At 60.8% G+C, this 15538-nt stretch carries 16 protein-coding genes; 2 read left to right on the top strand and 14 right to left on the bottom strand.

Going from position 1 to position 15538, the window contains the following annotated elements; translation table 11 throughout:
• Positions 1-15: 15 nt before the first annotated feature.
• The 6 genes from FDP25_RS00600 to FDP25_RS00575 all read right to left on the bottom strand — a co-directional run bounded on the left by FDP25_RS00600 (position 16) and on the right by FDP25_RS00575 (position 6988).
• Positions 16-1593 carry an ABC transporter substrate-binding protein gene (locus FDP25_RS00600; protein WP_154148251.1) on the bottom strand — a complete coding sequence of 526 codons (1578 nt, stop codon included), beginning with the start codon at positions 1591-1593 and terminating at the stop codon, positions 16-18.
• A 153-nt stretch (positions 1594-1746) separates the two neighbouring features.
• A complete protein-coding gene (locus FDP25_RS00595) occupies positions 1747-3090 on the bottom strand; it encodes an NAD(P)/FAD-dependent oxidoreductase (RefSeq protein ID WP_154148250.1) in 1344 nt (447 codons plus the stop codon).
• Complete coding sequence (locus tag FDP25_RS00590) at positions 3087-3845, bottom strand: NAD(P)-binding domain-containing protein (protein ID WP_154148249.1); 759 nt, start codon at positions 3843-3845, stop codon at positions 3087-3089. The genes FDP25_RS00595 and FDP25_RS00590 overlap by 4 nt, the downstream gene beginning before the upstream one ends.
• On the bottom strand, positions 3845-5341 hold the full coding sequence (locus FDP25_RS00585) for an aldehyde dehydrogenase (RefSeq protein ID WP_154148248.1): 1497 nt from the start codon (positions 5339-5341) through the stop codon (positions 3845-3847). Before FDP25_RS00585 ends, FDP25_RS00590 begins: the two co-directional genes overlap by 1 nt.
• Before the next feature lie 3 nt (positions 5342-5344).
• Positions 5345-6262 (bottom strand): dihydrodipicolinate synthase family protein, encoded by a 918-nt coding sequence (locus FDP25_RS00580; RefSeq protein WP_154148247.1) that lies wholly within the window; start codon positions 6260-6262, stop codon positions 5345-5347.
• Between the two features lie 15 nt (positions 6263-6277).
• Positions 6278-6988, bottom strand: a complete 711-nt coding sequence (locus FDP25_RS00575; RefSeq protein WP_154148246.1) for a GntR family transcriptional regulator — start codon at positions 6986-6988, stop codon at positions 6278-6280.
• A gap of 85 nt (positions 6989-7073) precedes the next feature.
• Between FDP25_RS00575 and FDP25_RS00570 the strand changes: the two genes are divergently transcribed.
• On the top strand, positions 7074-8024 hold the full coding sequence (locus FDP25_RS00570; RefSeq protein WP_154148245.1) for a GlxA family transcriptional regulator: 951 nt from the start codon (positions 7074-7076) through the stop codon (positions 8022-8024).
• A gap of 172 nt (positions 8025-8196) precedes the next feature.
• Here the strand turns inward: FDP25_RS00570 and FDP25_RS00565 are convergent, their stop codons facing one another.
• The 3 genes from FDP25_RS00565 to infC form a co-directional block, all read right to left on the bottom strand.
• Positions 8197-8802 (bottom strand): VPLPA-CTERM sorting domain-containing protein, encoded by a 606-nt coding sequence (locus FDP25_RS00565; RefSeq protein WP_154148244.1) that lies wholly within the window; start codon positions 8800-8802, stop codon positions 8197-8199.
• Between the two features lie 256 nt (positions 8803-9058).
• A complete protein-coding gene (locus FDP25_RS00560; RefSeq protein ID WP_154148243.1) occupies positions 9059-9655 on the bottom strand; it encodes an SAM-dependent methyltransferase in 597 nt (198 codons plus the stop codon).
• A 148-nt stretch (positions 9656-9803) separates the two neighbouring features.
• The gene (infC, locus tag FDP25_RS00555) at positions 9804-10424 is read right to left on the bottom strand and encodes a translation initiation factor IF-3 (RefSeq protein ID WP_425500495.1); all 621 of its coding nucleotides are present in this window, start codon (positions 10422-10424) and stop codon (positions 9804-9806) included.
• Positions 10425-10553: 129 nt separating this feature from the next.
• Between infC and FDP25_RS00550 the strand changes: the two genes are divergently transcribed.
• Positions 10554-11444 (top strand): translation initiation factor 3, encoded by an 891-nt coding sequence (locus FDP25_RS00550; RefSeq protein WP_154148242.1) that lies wholly within the window; start codon positions 10554-10556, stop codon positions 11442-11444.
• 78 nt (positions 11445-11522) lie between these two features.
• Here the strand turns inward: FDP25_RS00550 and FDP25_RS00545 are convergent, their stop codons facing one another.
• From FDP25_RS00545 to FDP25_RS00525, 5 genes are all read right to left on the bottom strand, one after another.
• Positions 11523-12377, bottom strand: coding sequence for a ferredoxin--NADP reductase (locus FDP25_RS00545; protein ID WP_154148241.1), 855 nt, complete (start codon positions 12375-12377; stop codon positions 11523-11525).
• Between the two features lie 70 nt (positions 12378-12447).
• A complete protein-coding gene (locus tag FDP25_RS00540; protein WP_154148240.1) occupies positions 12448-12852 on the bottom strand; it encodes a DUF934 domain-containing protein in 405 nt (134 codons plus the stop codon).
• On the bottom strand, positions 12849-13583 hold the full coding sequence (locus FDP25_RS00535) for a phosphoadenylyl-sulfate reductase (RefSeq protein ID WP_154148239.1): 735 nt from the start codon (positions 13581-13583) through the stop codon (positions 12849-12851). Before FDP25_RS00535 ends, FDP25_RS00540 begins: the two co-directional genes overlap by 4 nt.
• The gene (locus tag FDP25_RS00530) at positions 13570-15237 is read right to left on the bottom strand and encodes a nitrite/sulfite reductase (RefSeq protein WP_154148238.1); all 1668 of its coding nucleotides are present in this window, start codon (positions 15235-15237) and stop codon (positions 13570-13572) included. Before FDP25_RS00530 ends, FDP25_RS00535 begins: the two co-directional genes overlap by 14 nt.
• Positions 15230-15538: a DUF2849 domain-containing protein gene (locus FDP25_RS00525; RefSeq protein WP_154148237.1), complete on the bottom strand. Its 309-nt coding sequence runs from the start codon at positions 15536-15538 to the stop codon at positions 15230-15232. Before FDP25_RS00525 ends, FDP25_RS00530 begins: the two co-directional genes overlap by 8 nt.

Raw genomic sequence — 15538 nt, 5'->3', positions numbered from 1 at the left:
GCGGCCCCACGTGCATCAGTTCATGGTGAAGAACTTGATTTTCGGGTCGTCCTCGGGGCTGACCTCGGTGCCGACCTTGTTGGACATGCCCCAGTTCAGAACCTGGTGGTGGATCGGGATGTAAAGCTGTTCTTCCTGCACCACGTTCCAGATCGATTGGATCGTCGCGTTGCGCTTGTCCAGATCGGTTTCGGACGCGAGGCTGGCGATCATGTCGTCCACATCGGCGTTCGAGAAACCGGTTCCGTTCCAGCTTCCGCGCTCGTCGGTGCGGCTGTGAACGAGGAAGTTGAAGATATATTCCGAATCGTAGGTCGGAACGCCCCAGCCCAGCATGTAGAAATCCGTCTGATTGTTGGTGATCAGCGGGAAGTGCTGCGCCTTGGGCTTGGCATCGAGGTTCACCTTGACGCCGATCTGCGCCAGCATCCCCACGGCGGCCTGACAGATCGCCTCGTCGTTGACGTAGCGGTCGTTCGGGCAATCCAGCTGGATCGAGAAGCCATCTTCGTACCCGGCTTCTGCCATCAGCGCCTTGGCGGCGTCCACATCGGTTTTCGAGGCACCATCCATCTCGGCGGTCCAGCCGTTGACGAAGGGCGGCGCGATCATGCCCGCCGGTTGGCTTTGGCCGCGCATGACCACCTGCTTGATGGCATCGCGGTTGATGGCCATCGACATGGCCTGCCGGACGCGGACATCGGCCAGCGGGTTGGCGCCGTCTACGTCGTCATTGGCAATGTCATCCGCACCTTGATTGAGACCGAAGAAAATCACCCGGTTCTGCGGGGCGGTCTTGACGACCAGACCTTCGGTTTCGGCCACGCGGCCAAGGTCTTGCACCGGAACGTCCTGAATAAAGTCCACCTCGCCCGACAACAGCGCGGCAACCCGCGTTGCGGCGTTCTGGATGGGCGTATAGACGATCTCGGTCACATCCAGCGGAAACTCGTCCTTGCCCCAGTAGTTTTCATTGGCGGTCAGAACGGTTTTCACGTCCGGTTCGCGGCTGATCAGCTTGAAGGGCCCGGTGCCGTTGGTGTTGGTCGAGGCAAAGGTTTTCTCGCCGCCTTCGATGTCCTGCACCTTCACCACGTCATTCGCCTCGGCCCAGCCTTTGTCCATCATGAACAGGTTCGTGAGGTTCGAGGGCAGAATGGGGTTGGGTCCGTCGGTGACGAATTCCACGGTATAGTCATCGACAGCACGCACTTCGGAAATCGAAGTGAGCAGTTCCTTCATGTCCGAATCTTCGGATTTCGCGCGGTTGATCGAGAACACCACGTCCTCGGCGGTGAAATCGGCACCGTCATGGTATTTCACCCCTTCCCGCAGGGTAAAGACCCAAACCGTGGGGTCATCCGCCTTGGGGGCCCATTCGGTGGCCAATGCGCCCTGCATCGCGCCGGAATGGTCGCGGATGATCAGCGGCTCATACATCTGGTGGGCCAGCGTATGGGTCGGCCCCTCGTTTTGTGCGTGGGGGTCGAGGGTGAGTGAATCGCCCGCGCGCGCCCAACGCAGCGTTTCGGCCGAGGCCGAGAGCGTCGTGCTCGCCAAGAGCAAGGCGGTCAGTGCGCCAACTACTTTCATGATCATATCTCCCAGTGATCCAATTGTTCGGTGGTCACTTTGAACGTGACTCTGACAAGCAGCTTAAATGTTTTGCGCTAACAGGCAAGCTGGTGCGCACACTTCTGTTCAAGCTCACCCTATGACGTGGCGGCAAGGCGATTGTTTGGCGGGCTATTCCTGGCGCGCTTTATGCTCTTTCCAGCGCAGGACAGCATTGGCACCCCATTCGCGAAAGGGCTGTGGCGGAAGACGTTTGGGGCCGTCTTCATCTCCGAAATGTGACGTGATTTCAGAGGTTTGCCCACAGGCCAGTTCCGCCGCACCCATGCCGGTGAGCGTGCCGCGCGCGGTGCCGAGGCCGTTTTGCACACAGCCCGAGAACAGCCCATCCTCGATTTTTCGCATCACGGACACACCGTTGAGGCTCAGGCAGAGGTGCCCGGCCCAGGTGTGTTCCATCCGCATGCCTTTGAACTGCGGGAACCGGGCCTCGAACTTGCCCTGCATGACGCGGGCCGCGCGGGCCACATCGGCCTTGCGCGCCGCCATTCCGGGGCGCAGCACCGCGCAGGTGCGGGTGACGATCCGGTTGCCGCCCTGTCCGGTGTCGATACGGCGCATCGTGGTGCCCATGGGGTCGGACGGCGTGACACCCCAGCGCGCGGCCCCACCCAGAGCCTTGACCTCATCGGGCGCAAGCTCGGGTGTCATGGTGGCGAACAGGAAAAGCTGCATCAGCCGCCCGCGGTCCACCCCGAAGCTTTCCAGATGGCCGTTCACCGTCAGGATCACGCGATGCGCCGTGACCTTGCCCTTGGGCGTCGCAAGCTGCCAATCGCCAGTCTTGGGCGTGATGCTTTGAACCGGGCTTTGTTCGTAGATCTTCACCCCATCGCGGCGCAGGCCCTGCGCCATGCCGCGAATGTAACCGGCAGGCTGCAACATCACCGTTCCGGGGGTATAAAGGCCGGATTGATAGTATCCACTGCCGGTCAGCTCGCGCATGGCCTGTGTATCCAGGGCCTCGCTTTGCTCACCCAGTTCGGCCAGGTGTCTGGCATAGCTTTCGTTATGGGCATGGGCCGCATCGCTGACCGCGCCGTTCACCTTGCCCGCCTGATCGAAATAGTCCGGCGAAATCCTGTAGTCCTCTACCGCTGCGCGGGCAAAGGCCTGGGCTTGGCGGTTGAGGGTGATAATCGCCCGGTCATCGCCAGCCCCAGCGTAATCTTCCGAGGTCAGTTCATGCGGCAGGTCGATCATGAAGCCGGTGTTGCGCCCCGAGGCGCCTTCGGCCAGGCGGCTTGCCTCAAGCACCACGACCTTGGCTTGCGGATCAAGCTGTGTCAGACGCCGCGCCGCGGCCATCCCTGCAAAACCCGCACCAATCACCACGACGTCGGCGGTGGTATCCGTCTCCAGGACCTGTGCAGGCTCTTGGCCCGGCAAGATCGAAGACCACCCGGCAGGGCCACGGTGTAGCGGAAGGTGCTGGGCGATGAAGCCTTGTGTCATGCGTCGGGCAATCCAAGTCTTGGGCGAAAGGCATCCAGCCCTTCGGTTAATTCGTTGCGTGCCCCGGCCATACGGTCGCGCAGCGTGGCATTCAGCCCGCCTTCGGTCGAAAGTGCGTCCAGCAAGCCTTTGACTTCCCCCGAGCCATCAAGGGCCATGCCCTTGAAGTATCCCGCGATCAGGGCCGCGACATAGGCTTCGGCCTTGGCCGCACCGCCGGTGACACCCGCAAGCCAGTCTGCGGTTGTCACCATCTCGGCCAGAACGACCGAGGACAGCGCCGAGGCCGCGAAATGCGCGTTGAGGGCGGCTTCGCTGGTAACGGGCAGCACGATGTTCTCGGCCCCAAAGAGGGCCTGAACACTGCCCGTGTCGGGATAGACGGGCAGGGGGCAGCCCCCCTTGCCGATGAAGGGCATCGGGATCGTCACGGAGATGTCAGTGACGGGGGCCGCCAGATCGTGCAGGGCCTCCACCGAGACATCGACCATGACCGAGATGAGTTTTTGCCCCTCGCGAAACGGCAGATCGGGAAGCACCTTTGGCGCCACATCGGCCATGAGGCAGGCGATGATCACCTCGCTGTCGGCAACGACGCGATCATTCGGGGCGATCTCAACCTCGGCAAACTGGGCCGCAAGGCGCGCCGACACCTCGGCGCTGCGCTCGGAGACAAGGATGTCATGCCCCTTGCCTGCAAGCGCCTCGACCATCGGTGCGGCGATTCCGCCGGTTCCCAGAAACCCGATATTCATCAGCTTACCGCCTCGTCTTCGTCGTCGGCCAGATCAAGCCATATGGTCTTGAGCTGGGTGTACTGGTCATGGGCGTGCAGGCTGTTGTCGCGCCCGCCAAAGCCCGATTGCTTGTAGCCGCCGAAGGGGGTCGAGATGTCCCCCTCGCCAAAGCTGTTGACCGTGACGGTGCCCGCCCGCAGCATCCGCGCGCCGCGAATGGCGCGTTTCGCATTGGCCGTGAAGATCGAGGCGCAAAGCCCATAGTCGGTGTCATTGGCGACCGAGATGGCCTCGTCAAAGCTGGAGACTTCGATGACCGACAGAACCGGGCCGAAGATTTCCTCGCGCGCCAGGGTGTCGTCGTTGCTCGCCACGTCCACCACGGTCGGCTCGACAAAACCCTTGTCGGCCTTGCCGCCCAGAACGATGTTTTCGGCCTTGTCCAGATAGCCGCAGACCTTGTTGTAATGGGTTTCGCTGACCAGTGCGCCAACCCGGGTTTCCGGGTCCATCGGATCACCGACCACCCATTCGCGGGCGTGCGCCTCGATCCGTTTCAGAAGCTCGTCCTTGACGTCCTTGTGTACGATCAACCGCGAGGTGGCCGAGCAGTTTTCGCCCATGTTCCAGAACGCCCCGTTGACGATATGCGCCGCGACGCGGTCGAGGTTCTCGGCGTCGTCCATGACGACGGCAGGGTTCTTGCCGCCCATTTCCAGAACGACCTCCTTGGCGTTGCTTTCCGCCGAATAGGTCAGGAAGCGCTTGCCGGTCACGGTGGAACCGGTGAAGCTGACCATATCGACATCCATATGACGGCCCAGCGGTTCACCCACCTCGGCGCCGCCGCCCGGGATCACGTTCAGCACACCCTTGGGCAGGCCCGCCTCGCTGGCAAGCTCGGCCACGCGCAGGGCGGTCAGGGTTGTTTCGGCGGCGGGCTTCACCACCACCGAACAGCCTGCAGCCAGTGCGGGGCCGATCTTCCACGCCAGCATCAGCAGTGGGAAGTTCCACGGCAGGACAAGGCCGACAACGCCGATGGGCTCGCGCACCACCATGGCGATGTGATCGTCGCTGGCCGGGGCCACTTCGTCGTTGATCTTGTCGATGGCTTCGGCGTGCCACTTGATGGCGTGGATGGTCTCGGGGATGTCCACGGTTTCGCAATCGAAAATGGTCTTGCCGCTGTCGAGGCTTTCCATCACCGACAATTCACGTGAATTGCGCGTCATCAGTTTGCACAGCCGGATCAGGACATCCTTACGCTCGCTCGGGTGCATCTTGGACCAGCGGCCATCGTCGAAGGCTTCGCGGGCCTTGAGCACGGCGAAATCCACATCCTCGGCCCCGCAGCCCGCGATCTGGGCCAATTCCTCGCCCGTGGCCGGGTTTATACTGGTAAATGTCTTGCCCGAGGCCGCCGCGCGGTATCCGCCATCCACGAAGGCCGAAGTCGGCAGCGTCAGGTCCTTGGCAATCGCCTTGTATTCGTCTTTGGTCAGCAAACCCATGGCTCAGCCCTCCGCGGTGATATCTGCAATGGTTGTCTTGAGAACGCGCGTGACGTGCTCCAACGCGCGCTTGTCGTCCTTGTTGAGCGGCTTCAGCGGCGGGCGCACAGCGCCGGTGTCGATCCCCGCCATGGTCACGCCATGCTTGATGGTCTGGATGAACTTGCCACCCTGTTCCAAGACCCGCATCAGCGGCATCAGCGCCGACATGATCCGGCGGCCTTTCACGAAATCGCCCTCGATGACACAGGCGTTGTAAAGCGCCACGTGTTCCTCGGGCAGGAAGTTCGACCCGCCACAGACCCAGAAGGGCGCCCCCCAGGCGAAGAATTCCAGCGCCTGGTCATCCATACCGCATCCCATCTGGATATGCGGGTAATCACGCGCCAGAAGATGCACCCGGTTGATGTCGCCCGAGCTTTCCTTGATGCCGCAAAAATTCCGGCTCCGCCCCACACGGTCCAAAAATTCCTCGCCCATCATGGTGCCGGTGCGATGCGGGTAGTTGTAAAGCATGACCGGCAGGTCAGCCGCGCGATCAATCGCCAGGGCATTGAGCGCGTTTTCCCGATCCGTCGGCACCGAATAGGGGGGGCTGGCGAGCAGGATGCAATCGGCTCCCACCTCGCGCGCCCCTTCCGCCAAGGCGATCGAATCCGGGGTCAGCATCGCGCCTGTGCCCATGACCATGGGCACCCGGCCCTTGATCCGGTCCTTGGTGAACTTGGCCAGCTCGATCCGCTCATCCACGGTCTGGGCATAGTTCTCGCCGGTGGAGCCACCGGTGATAAGCCCATGGACCCCCTTGTCGATCAAATGCTCGATGACATCGGCAAGTGCGTCCAGATCGGGGGTATGATCGGCGAAATAGGGGGTGACGACAGGGGTATATATCCCCTCGAACTTGAAGATTGGCGTCATAAGCGGGCAGCCTTCTTATGCTGGGGTTGAACGGGGCAGGGCGCCAAGCGGTTGATCCATCCCCGCCGGCATCACGAATATTTCGAATTGGTGGCGCGACAGGTTCCAATGATCCTCGGCCAGTTGCGCCGCCGCGACCTCATCCCGGGCCTCGATGGCCGCGATGATGGCATCATGTTGTTGGCTGGCGCGGTCGAGGTTCTCGGCCATTTCGCCGGTTTGCGGGCGAAAGAACGTGGCCCCGATCCGGGCGTGATCAATCAACAGCCGATGGAACGAGGGCAGCAGATAAATATTGCCCGCCATTTCGCCGGTGATCTCGTGAAACAGGTTATTGGCCAAGGTCCGGTCGGTGCCCGATCCGGTCCGCAAGGCGGCACGGAATTGTCCCTGCGCGGCCTTCAGGGCCTCGATCTGGTCAGGCGTGGCATTGTGCGCGGCCAACCGCAGGATCGCACCATAAATCATCGGCGCGGCCAGAAAGAAATCACGCAGCGTTGTATGAGACATCTCGGAAACCCGCGCGCCCCGATTGGCGCGCAGCTCGACATATCCCAGCCCGGCCAATTCGCGCAGTACCTCGCGCAGGGGGGTCCGGGACAGCGCGAAATCCTCGCAGAGTTGCGCTTCGTCCAAATCGGCGCCAGGGCGCATCTCTTGCGTCAGGATCGCCTGTTTAAGCGTATCCAGCAAATGCGATTTACGGTCCTTGGTCGTGTCCGGCATTTGGTGATCCGTCGTTTCGAGTCATCTTGTATTTGTAAAAAAATACATATTGCATACAATTTGTAAATCGGGAAAAATGCACCGCATGACAAAGACCCAGCATTTCATCTTCATTCTCGTTGAGGATTTCGCGCATCTGGCCTTTTCCAATGCGGTCGAGCCATTGCGCATTGCCAACCATATCCGGGGAGAAGAGCTTTATACCTTTTCGCTCGGGGCCGAGGATGGGCAAAGCGTGCGGGCATCGAACGCGACCGTGACATTGGTCGATCACGGATTGGACAACCTGCCGCGCTGTGACCGGCTGTTTGTCCTGTCAGGGCTGCAAATGCGCAATCGGATCACGCCTGCGCTTCTGGCGATGCTGCGCCGTGAGCGCACCCGTGGCACCAATATCGGCGCGCTGTGTTCGGGGGCATATATCCTTGCCAAGGCCGGGTTTCTGAATGGACAGAAATGCGCCATCCACTGGGATTACCATGACAGTTTCATGGAGGAGTTCCCGGAAATTCCGCTGGTGCGGAATGTCTTTGTGGCGGACGAAAAGAACATCACGGCCTCGGGTGGCTCGGCCACCGCCGACCTGATGCTGCATTTGATCGAGCGTGATCATGGCCGCGATCTGGCCGTCGCCGTGGCCGACCAGATGGTTTATACGGCGGTGCGCGAGGCCACGGCGGAACAGCGCGTATCGCTGCAATCGCGCAACGGGATGCGCAACCCGCATCTGACCAAGGCCATCGCGCGGATGCAGGACCATATCGAAGACCCGATTTCGCCCTCGATCATTGCCGAAGACATCGGCATTTCCACCCGGCAATTGGAGCGGCTCTTTGGCCGCTACCTCAATACCTCGCCCAAGAAATACTTTATGGAATTGCGGCTTGAACGGGCGCGGCACCTGCTGTTGCAAACCGAAATGTCGGTGACCGAAATCGCCTGTGCTTGCGGGTTCGAGGCCACGGGGCATTTCACCCGTGTCTATAAAGGGGCTTACGGCGTCACGCCAACGGCGCAGAAGGCGAAACTTGGGTAAGTTGTGATAAGCCCCAGCCATACCCCGACCGCGTCCCAGCAGCGGCCATTAGGTTCGCATGCAGCGAATGACGGGTGAGAGCCCAATCTACCGAATGCTGCGCAACACCAGATTGTCCGCAATGCCTCCATGCGCTGCCATTACAGTTAGTATTGGTCAGGTGCGGGTCTTATTACGCCGAACGTGCGCGCCGACGCGCCACGAGGCCCAGTCCGCCCAGCCCCGCCAAAAGCAAAGGCAGCGAGGCGGGGAGTGGGACAACGGTGGTTTCACGAACGAGCCAATGCCCGACAGTAGAGCCAGCAAATGAATCACTCGGTTGATATTCGCCGAAGGAGAGCGTGATTGAACCCGACGTGGCGGTACCTCGGATCCATGGGGCGTACTGACCACCATTGGGCGCATTGGTTCCAGTGACAGCTTGAATGTAAGAGTAGGAAGAATAATTAGAATTTGAGCCAAGGTAGCTGATCAGAAGGTCACCGACGGCAAAGTCCGCCGGGTCAGTTTGAGTGGCGCCCAGTGCCGGTAGAATGGCCCCCGCGTTCTCAAAAAGCGTACCAACCTCAAAGACTGTGGCGTATCGATAGCCTTGGCTCCCGTAGCCATTGAGGTTTGAGCCAATCATGGTGTTATAGGACAAGTTCTCGTTGACTGTAACATCGAGCCACTCAAGGCCCGTGTCTGAATCGATCAAACCGTCGGATGAATCAATAACCGCCGCCCCGGCACTCGACCCGAAGAGTGCTAGTGCTGCGGCTGCCAATAGTGCGCGCATTGTGATAATCCCCACAAACAACTTCGTATTATGAGCTTAGCAAAGCCTAGTGGTTTTGCAAATCCAAACTTTGTGCGGTGTGGGTGACCGGTTGGGAAGTGCATCACAGCACCCTCTAAGACAATGGCGATGAAAGTGGCTTCAATGGTTTGCGGATCGGACCTTCCCTTCAGGTCTTCCTATGTCGGATTTGTCCGCATAGCAGCCACTCCACAGGTATAGCGCCTTCGTCTGTTGTTGGTCCGTTACATCAGCATCACGTTGGCTTGCGCGCCACCAGATCAATCAGGGCCGACTGCCCTTTGTGGCCTTCACCCTCTTCGATGTGCCGCTCATAGGCGCGGCATTCCAATATCTCCCAGCCATCGAACGCCTCGCGCAGCATGTCCTCGGTATACATGTTCTCGGCGCAGGGTGGACCACCTGTGCCGTATTCGATCTGTTTCGGTGTATAGCCGTGCAGGAGGATCAACCCGCCGGGTTTGACGCTTTGCTTCATGCCCTCGAACATGGCCGGGCGCGCCTCGGGGCCGACGAACTGGATGAAGATTCCGGCCACGATGTCATAAGTATCGGGCCAGTCGTGTGCCAGAACATCGACCTCTCGAAAATCCAGCGTAACCCCCTGTGCCTTGGCCAGCTTGCGTGCCTTGGCAATGGCCGACGGGGCATATTCCAGTGCGGTCACCTCAAGCCCCTGTTCGGCCATGAAGACCGAATTGCGCCCTTCGCCATCGGCCACCGACAGGGCCGTGGTCCCCTCGGGCGCCAGATACTCGGCATGGTCCGTCAGGAACGTGGCGGGTTCGGTGCCAAAGACATAGTCAGGGGTCTGGAATCGTTCTTCCCACATTGGCGACGTCCTTTTGTTCGAGAAATGAAAAGCCGCCCCTGCGCGGGTTTGCAGGGGCGGCTTCTGTACAGTTTGCACATGTCGGGGCCGGCATGCCCGGATTATTGCACAAAACTCGGAAAATTTTGTACGATCTGTACGCTTTGCCTTACTTGGCGACCGGGCCGATGATCATGATCATCTGGCGGCCTTCCATCTTGGGCATGTTTTCGACCTTGCCGACTTCCTTGACATCCTCGGCCACGCGATTGAGCAATTCACGCCCCAGGTCCTGGTGCGCCATCTCGCGTCCACGGAACCGCAGGGTGACCTTCACCTTGTCGCCTTTTTCGAGGAATTTCAGAACGTTACGCATTTTCACGTCATAGTCATGCGTATCGGTGTTGGGGCGGAATTTCACCTCCTTCACCTCGATGACCTTCTGTTTCTTGCGGGCCTCGGACTCGCGTTTTTGCTGTTCGTACTTATATTTGCCGTAATCCATGATCTTGCAGACCGGCGGATTGGCATTCGGTGATATCTCAACCAAATCCAACCCGGCCGCCTCGGCCATGTCCATTGCCCGGTCCGGCGAGACAACACCGACGTTGTCGCCGTCGGCCCCGATGAGCCGGATTTCAGGAGCACGGATTTTATCGTTGACGCGGGGGCCAGTGTCGCGCGTGGGAGGCGCGTTGTGAGGTCTGCGGGCTATGGCTTCGTTCCTTCGATGGTTGTAAAACGTTGAAGTTGAAAAGTAACCGCGGCAGAACAGTGTTTCAAGCTGCAAAATCGGCTGATCTGAGCCGAAACAGCCCGTATTCCCCCTTGCGCCTTTCCTTTCGGGGCGGCATCTGTGATGCCATATGAAACAGGGCTTCAGAGGATTGAAAGCCTATCTGACAAGGGAATTACGATTATGCGAAACCTGTTGTGGATTGTTCTTGCTGCGGTGGTGCTGGTGGGCGGTTACATGCTGTTCACCGGAAAATCCGTGCAAGAGATGACCGAGAGCGTGACCGGAGAAGGCGTGGAAGCGCCCGAGGCTCTGGAAGATGCGGCTGACGCGGCAGGCGAAGCCGCAGAGGGCGCAGCGGATTCCGTGGCCGATGCGGTTGAGGACGCGGCAAGCGAGGCTGGCGAAGCCGCCGATGCCGCGGCAGACGCGGCAAGTGATGCGGTGGATACCGCGACCGAGGCGGCGGACGATGCTGCCGAGGCAACTGCGGATGCAGCCTCTGACGCCGCTGACACGGTGACGGATGCGGCTTCGGATGCGGCAGATACCGCTACGGATATGGCCGAGGATGCGGTGGACGCCACAGAGGAAGCGGTCGAGTCGGCCACGGATGCCGCAACGGACACCGCATCGGATGCGGCTGATACTGCCAGCGACGCCGCAGAGGCGACCGAAGAAGCCGCCGAGAGCACCATGGACGAGGCTGCCGATACAGCCGCCGATGCCGCAGAGGCAACGGAAGAGACGGTAGACGGCGCTGCTGATGCCGCCGCCGACACCATGAGCGAAGGCGCAGACGCCACAGGGGAAGCTGTCGACAATGCCACGGACGAAATGACCGATGCGGCGAACGACGCGGCAACGGATGCGGCGGCAGAAAGCACCGATGGCGTGGCCGACGCGCTGACCGTGGATGGCTTTGACATGTCCAAGGTGTCGGAGATGATCGACAACTCCGACTTGGGCGACATGCAGAAGACGCTGTTGAAAGGCTCGCTTGAGAAAGCGCAGGAAAACCCCGATCTTCTCAAGTCGGCGCTTGAAAAGGCACGCGAAGCACTCGGTATGTAAGCTGGGGCTTTAACGAGCAAAAAGAAAACCCGCGCCGAAATCCGGCGCGGGTTTTTTCATGTCCTGATGCCCTGTGAATCAGTCGAGGAAGGCTTTTTCCACGACATATTCCTTAGGGTCCGAGTTGGCCCCTTCGCGCAACCCGTAGTCTTCGAGCATGTCCTTAATTTCAAGGTTGAAGGCGAGGTTGCCGCAGACCATGGCGCGGTCTGTTTCAGGCTTGAGCGGCTCGACCCCCAGATCCTCGAATACCTCGCCCTTGCGCATCAGGTCGGTGATGCGGCCCATCTTGGGGCTCTCCTCGCGGGTGGTGGTGGGGTAGTAGCGCAGCTTTTCATGGAAGCCTTCGCCGATCAATTCCGCAAGCATCTCATCGTTGCGGATGTCCTCGATCAATTGCGCGCCATACTCCAGTTCGCCCACCTCGCGGCAGGTGTGGGTGATGATCACCTCGTCGTAATCCTCGTAGGTTTGCGGATCACGCAGGAGCGAGGCGAAGGGTGCAAAGCCGGTGCCGGTGGCAAAGAACCAGATGCGCTTGCCGGGCAAAAGCGCGTCATGCACCAAGGTGCCCACGGGCTTGGGCCGCAGGATGATCTGATCGCCGGGTTCGATATGTTGCAGCCGCGACGTGAGCGGACCGTCCTGCACCTTGATCGAGTAGAACTCCAGCTCCTCGTCCCACGAGGGGGAGGCAATGGAATAGGCGCGCAGGAGCGGTTTTTGCTTGCCGGTTTTCTCATCGGTCTGCATCAGGCCGATCATCACGAACTCGCCCGAGCGGAAGCGCAGCGAAGCAGGCCGCGTCACGCGGAAGGAAAACAGGCGGTCCGTCCAATGCTTGACCTGTGTCACGGTCTGCGCATCGGGCAGGGCGGGGGCTTTGGGTACGGATTTGGCCGCGGCTTCGGTCACGTTACTGATCTCGTTCATTGTGTCACTTGCCGGTCTGGTAAACCGACACCTCAGAGTAATCTTTGATTTAGGTCAGGTGAAGGGCGGTTTATCCGCGCAGGCGCGCTTGGTAGTCATGCGCGCGCCAATCGGCGCGGAAAAGCCACTGGTCCTCGGGTTGGCGGGTGGCGAGATCGTCGCTGATTTCCACCTCGTCAAAGCCCGCGCGGCGCGCCATGGCGTATTGATCGGCGATGACATGGCCACGTGCCCGCAGGCGCCCCTTGAAGCCCATCAGGCGCAAATGCCGGGCGATGGTGAAGCCGCGGCCATCGGCGAAGCTGGGAAAATCCACGCGGATCAAGGGGGTATTCCGCAAGCGCCCTGCCAGTTCATTGGGGTCGGCACTGCTGGGCAGGTCGATGCCATGGCCTTCGCGGGCATCTTCGAGGGCGGTAATGGGGGCGGTCCAATCGTCGGATTGGAAGCCTTGGTCGGTGACGATATAGGTCATGCGTTTACTCCTTTGCGGACCATTTTGCCATCCACGACATGGATGCCGCATTCGGTTTTCTCTTGTCCGGGCCAGCGGCCCGCGCGGGGGTCATCGCCGGGGGCGACCGGCGAGGTACAGGGTTGGCAGCCGATGGAAGGGTAGCCCTGCGCCACCAACGGATGCTTGGGCAGGCGGTTTTCCTCCATGTAGGTGCGGATATCCTGACGGGTCCAATGGGCCAGCGGATTGACCTTGAGGCGATTTGTGCCTTCCTCGACCTCGAAGAAATCGAGGGCGGCGCGCGTCACCCCCTGAAAGCGTTTGCGCCCGGTGATCCAGCCATCGAAGCCCTGCAAGGCGCCTTGCAAGGGGACGGTCTTGCGCAGCGCGCAACAGGCGTCGGTATCGCGTCGGTGCAACGTCTGTGTCGGGTCGGTGGTTTCAAGCACCTTATCCGAGGCCCGGATCACCCGAACATCGCGCAGGCCCAGCCGTTCACTGACCTCTTGTTGGTAGATCAGCGTTTCGGTGAAAAGCATCTGCGTGTCGATGAAGATCACCGGCGTATCGGGCTTGGCCACGGCCACCATGTGCAGCAGCACCACCGACTCGGCCCCGAAGCTGGAGACAAGCGCAAGCTGGCCTGCCTCCGGATCCCGCAGGGCGTGGGACAGCACGGAGGTGGCCGAGTGGTGGCGATACCGCGCATTGAGCGTGGCAGCCCTTTGGCTCAGCTCATTCAGCGGCATAGGCCTGTGCCTCGTCATAAAGGGCGGCCTTGAAGGGGGCCATGCCAAGGCGGCGATAGGTTTGCAGGAAGGGTTCCTGCGGCCCCTCGCGATGTGCCAAGTAGGCGTGGACCAGACGTTCGACCGCCGGGATGATCTCATCCGCCGAAAACCCCGGGCCGGTGCGTTGCCCGATCTCGGCCGCCTCGGTGTGGTCACCGCCAAGGGTGATCTGGTAGTTTTCCACACCGGCCCGGTCGAGCCCGAGAATGCCGATGTGCCCCACGTGATGGTGCCCGCAGGCATTGATGCAGCCCGAGATCTTGATTTTCAGGTCGCCGATCTCATGCTCCAGCTTCAACTCGTCAAAGCGGGTCGCGATCTGCTGGGCAATGGGGATCGACCGCGCCGTGGCAAGGGCGCAGTAATCCATGCCGGGGCAGGCGATGATATCCGAGACCAGCCCGATGTTTGCCGTTGCCAGACCATAGCGTTTCAGGATGTCATGGATTGCCGGCAGGTCGGACTTGTGGACATGCGGCAGGATCACGTTCTGTTCGTGACTGATGCGTAGTTCATCGTGGCCATAGAATTCGGCCAGGTCGGCCATCACGCGCATCTGGTCGGCCGTGGCGTCGCCGGGGGTGGCGCCATGGGCCTTGAGGCTGATTTGCACGATGGCATAGCCGGGGGCATGATGCTCGGCAAGGTTGGTGTCGCACCATGCGCGATAGATCGGATCGTTTTGATAGGCGGTCTCGTGCAGGGCGGTTGGCGCCGCCTTGAACGCGGGCGCGGCAAAGGCGGCTTTGACCTCGTCGAAAAGCTGCGTGTCGATGCCCGTGAACGTGGGACGGATCATCGCGAAACGCTCATCGACCCGGGCGCGGATATCGTCGATCCCGTGCTCGTGCACCGTGATCTTGATGCGCGATTTATACTTGTTGTCACGACGGCCCAGAAGGTTCCAGACGCTGACCACGGCCTCGAGATAAGGCAGCAGATCGTCCTGTGTGACGAAATCGTTCAGCACCTTGCCGATCATCGGCGTCCGGCCAAGGCCGCCCCCCACGATGACGCGATAACCCAACTCGCCATTCTGTTCGACAATCTGGAGGCCGATGTCATGGGCACGGGTCACGGCGCGGTCATTGGGGCTTCCGGTGATGCCGATCTTGAACTTGCGCGGCAGGAACTGGAATTCGGGATGGTCGGTGGACCATTGCCGGATCAGCTCGGCCACCGGGCGCGGATCGGCCAGTTCATCGGCGGCGGCGCCGGCGAAGTGATCGGCCGTGACGTTGCGGATGGTGTTGCCGCTTGTCTGGATGGCGTGCATGTTCACCTCGGCCAGGGAATCCAGCATGTCAGGCACATCGCGCAGCGAGGGCCAGTTGTACTGGATGTTTTGCCGGGTGGTGAAATGGCCATAGCCCTTGTCCCACCGCTCGGCCAGATAGGCGAGCTGGCGCATCTGGCCGCTGTTAAGCGTGCCATAGGGGATCGCCACCCGCAGCATGTAGGCATGCAGTTGCAGGTAAAGGCCGTTCATCAGGCGCAGGGGCTTGAATTCATCCTCGGTCAGTGTGCCGGACAGGCGACGCTCAACCTGTGCGCGGAATTGGCGGTTGCGCTCGGCCACGAAGGCGGCGTCGAATTCGGTATAATCATACATCGGTCAGCTCTGCCTGTTTTCCATGGGGGTAGTTCGAGGGGCCGGTACGGCGGAATTCCTCGCGGAAGTGGGTGGGGGTGGGGCCGTCTGCACCGGGGGCCACATCGGCAAGGTAGACACCGACGACGGTCTCGGTCTGGGCCTCGGCGTGAATCTGCCGCAACTGGGCGTGGGCCTCATCGGTGATGACTTCGGCCTCGGAGAGGTGGCGGGTCCATTGATCATCTTCGGTCTGATAGACGACATCGCCCTCGATCAGGGCATTGGCGGTGACGACCTTGGGGGTGAACTCACGGGGCAT

The organism is Roseovarius bejariae (genome assembly GCF_009669325.1).
GTDB classification, from domain to species: domain Bacteria; phylum Pseudomonadota; class Alphaproteobacteria; order Rhodobacterales; family Rhodobacteraceae; genus Roseovarius; species Roseovarius bejariae.
The sequence above is the reverse complement of the archived record's forward strand: the minus strand, read 5'-3'. Positions and strand labels throughout refer to the sequence as shown.

Excerpts from the sequence above, each read along its gene's own strand:
- FDP25_RS00575 (WP_154148246.1), bottom strand. The coding sequence starts at position 6,988 with ATGCCGGACACGACCAAGGACCGTAAATCGCATTTGCTGGATACGCTT.
- FDP25_RS00565 (WP_154148244.1), bottom strand. The coding sequence starts at position 8,802 with ATGCGCGCACTATTGGCAGCCGCAGCACTAGCACTCTTCGGGTCGAGT.
- FDP25_RS00600 (WP_154148251.1), bottom strand. The coding sequence starts at position 1,593 with ATGAAAGTAGTTGGCGCACTGACCGCCTTGCTCTTGGCGAGCACGACG.
- FDP25_RS00550 (WP_154148242.1), top strand. The coding sequence starts at position 10,554 with ATGCGAAACCTGTTGTGGATTGTTCTTGCTGCGGTGGTGCTGGTGGGC.
- FDP25_RS00535 (WP_154148239.1), bottom strand. The coding sequence starts at position 13,583 with ATGCCGCTGAATGAGCTGAGCCAAAGGGCTGCCACGCTCAATGCGCGG.
- FDP25_RS00540 (WP_154148240.1), bottom strand. The coding sequence starts at position 12,852 with ATGACCTATATCGTCACCGACCAAGGCTTCCAATCCGACGATTGGACC.
- FDP25_RS00580 (WP_154148247.1), bottom strand. The coding sequence starts at position 6,262 with ATGACGCCAATCTTCAAGTTCGAGGGGATATATACCCCTGTCGTCACC.
- FDP25_RS00590 (WP_154148249.1), bottom strand. The coding sequence starts at position 3,845 with ATGAATATCGGGTTTCTGGGAACCGGCGGAATCGCCGCACCGATGGTC.
- FDP25_RS00545 (WP_154148241.1), bottom strand. The coding sequence starts at position 12,377 with ATGAACGAGATCAGTAACGTGACCGAAGCCGCGGCCAAATCCGTACCC.
- FDP25_RS00525 (WP_154148237.1), bottom strand. The coding sequence starts at position 15,538 with ATGCCCCGTGAGTTCACCCCCAAGGTCGTCACCGCCAATGCCCTGATC.
- FDP25_RS00560 (WP_154148243.1), bottom strand. The coding sequence starts at position 9,655 with ATGTGGGAAGAACGATTCCAGACCCCTGACTATGTCTTTGGCACCGAA.
- FDP25_RS00570 (WP_154148245.1), top strand. The coding sequence starts at position 7,074 with ATGACAAAGACCCAGCATTTCATCTTCATTCTCGTTGAGGATTTCGCG.
- FDP25_RS00595 (WP_154148250.1), bottom strand. The coding sequence starts at position 3,090 with ATGACACAAGGCTTCATCGCCCAGCACCTTCCGCTACACCGTGGCCCT.
- FDP25_RS00585 (WP_154148248.1), bottom strand. The coding sequence starts at position 5,341 with ATGGGTTTGCTGACCAAAGACGAATACAAGGCGATTGCCAAGGACCTG.
- FDP25_RS00530 (WP_154148238.1), bottom strand. The coding sequence starts at position 15,237 with ATGTATGATTATACCGAATTCGACGCCGCCTTCGTGGCCGAGCGCAAC.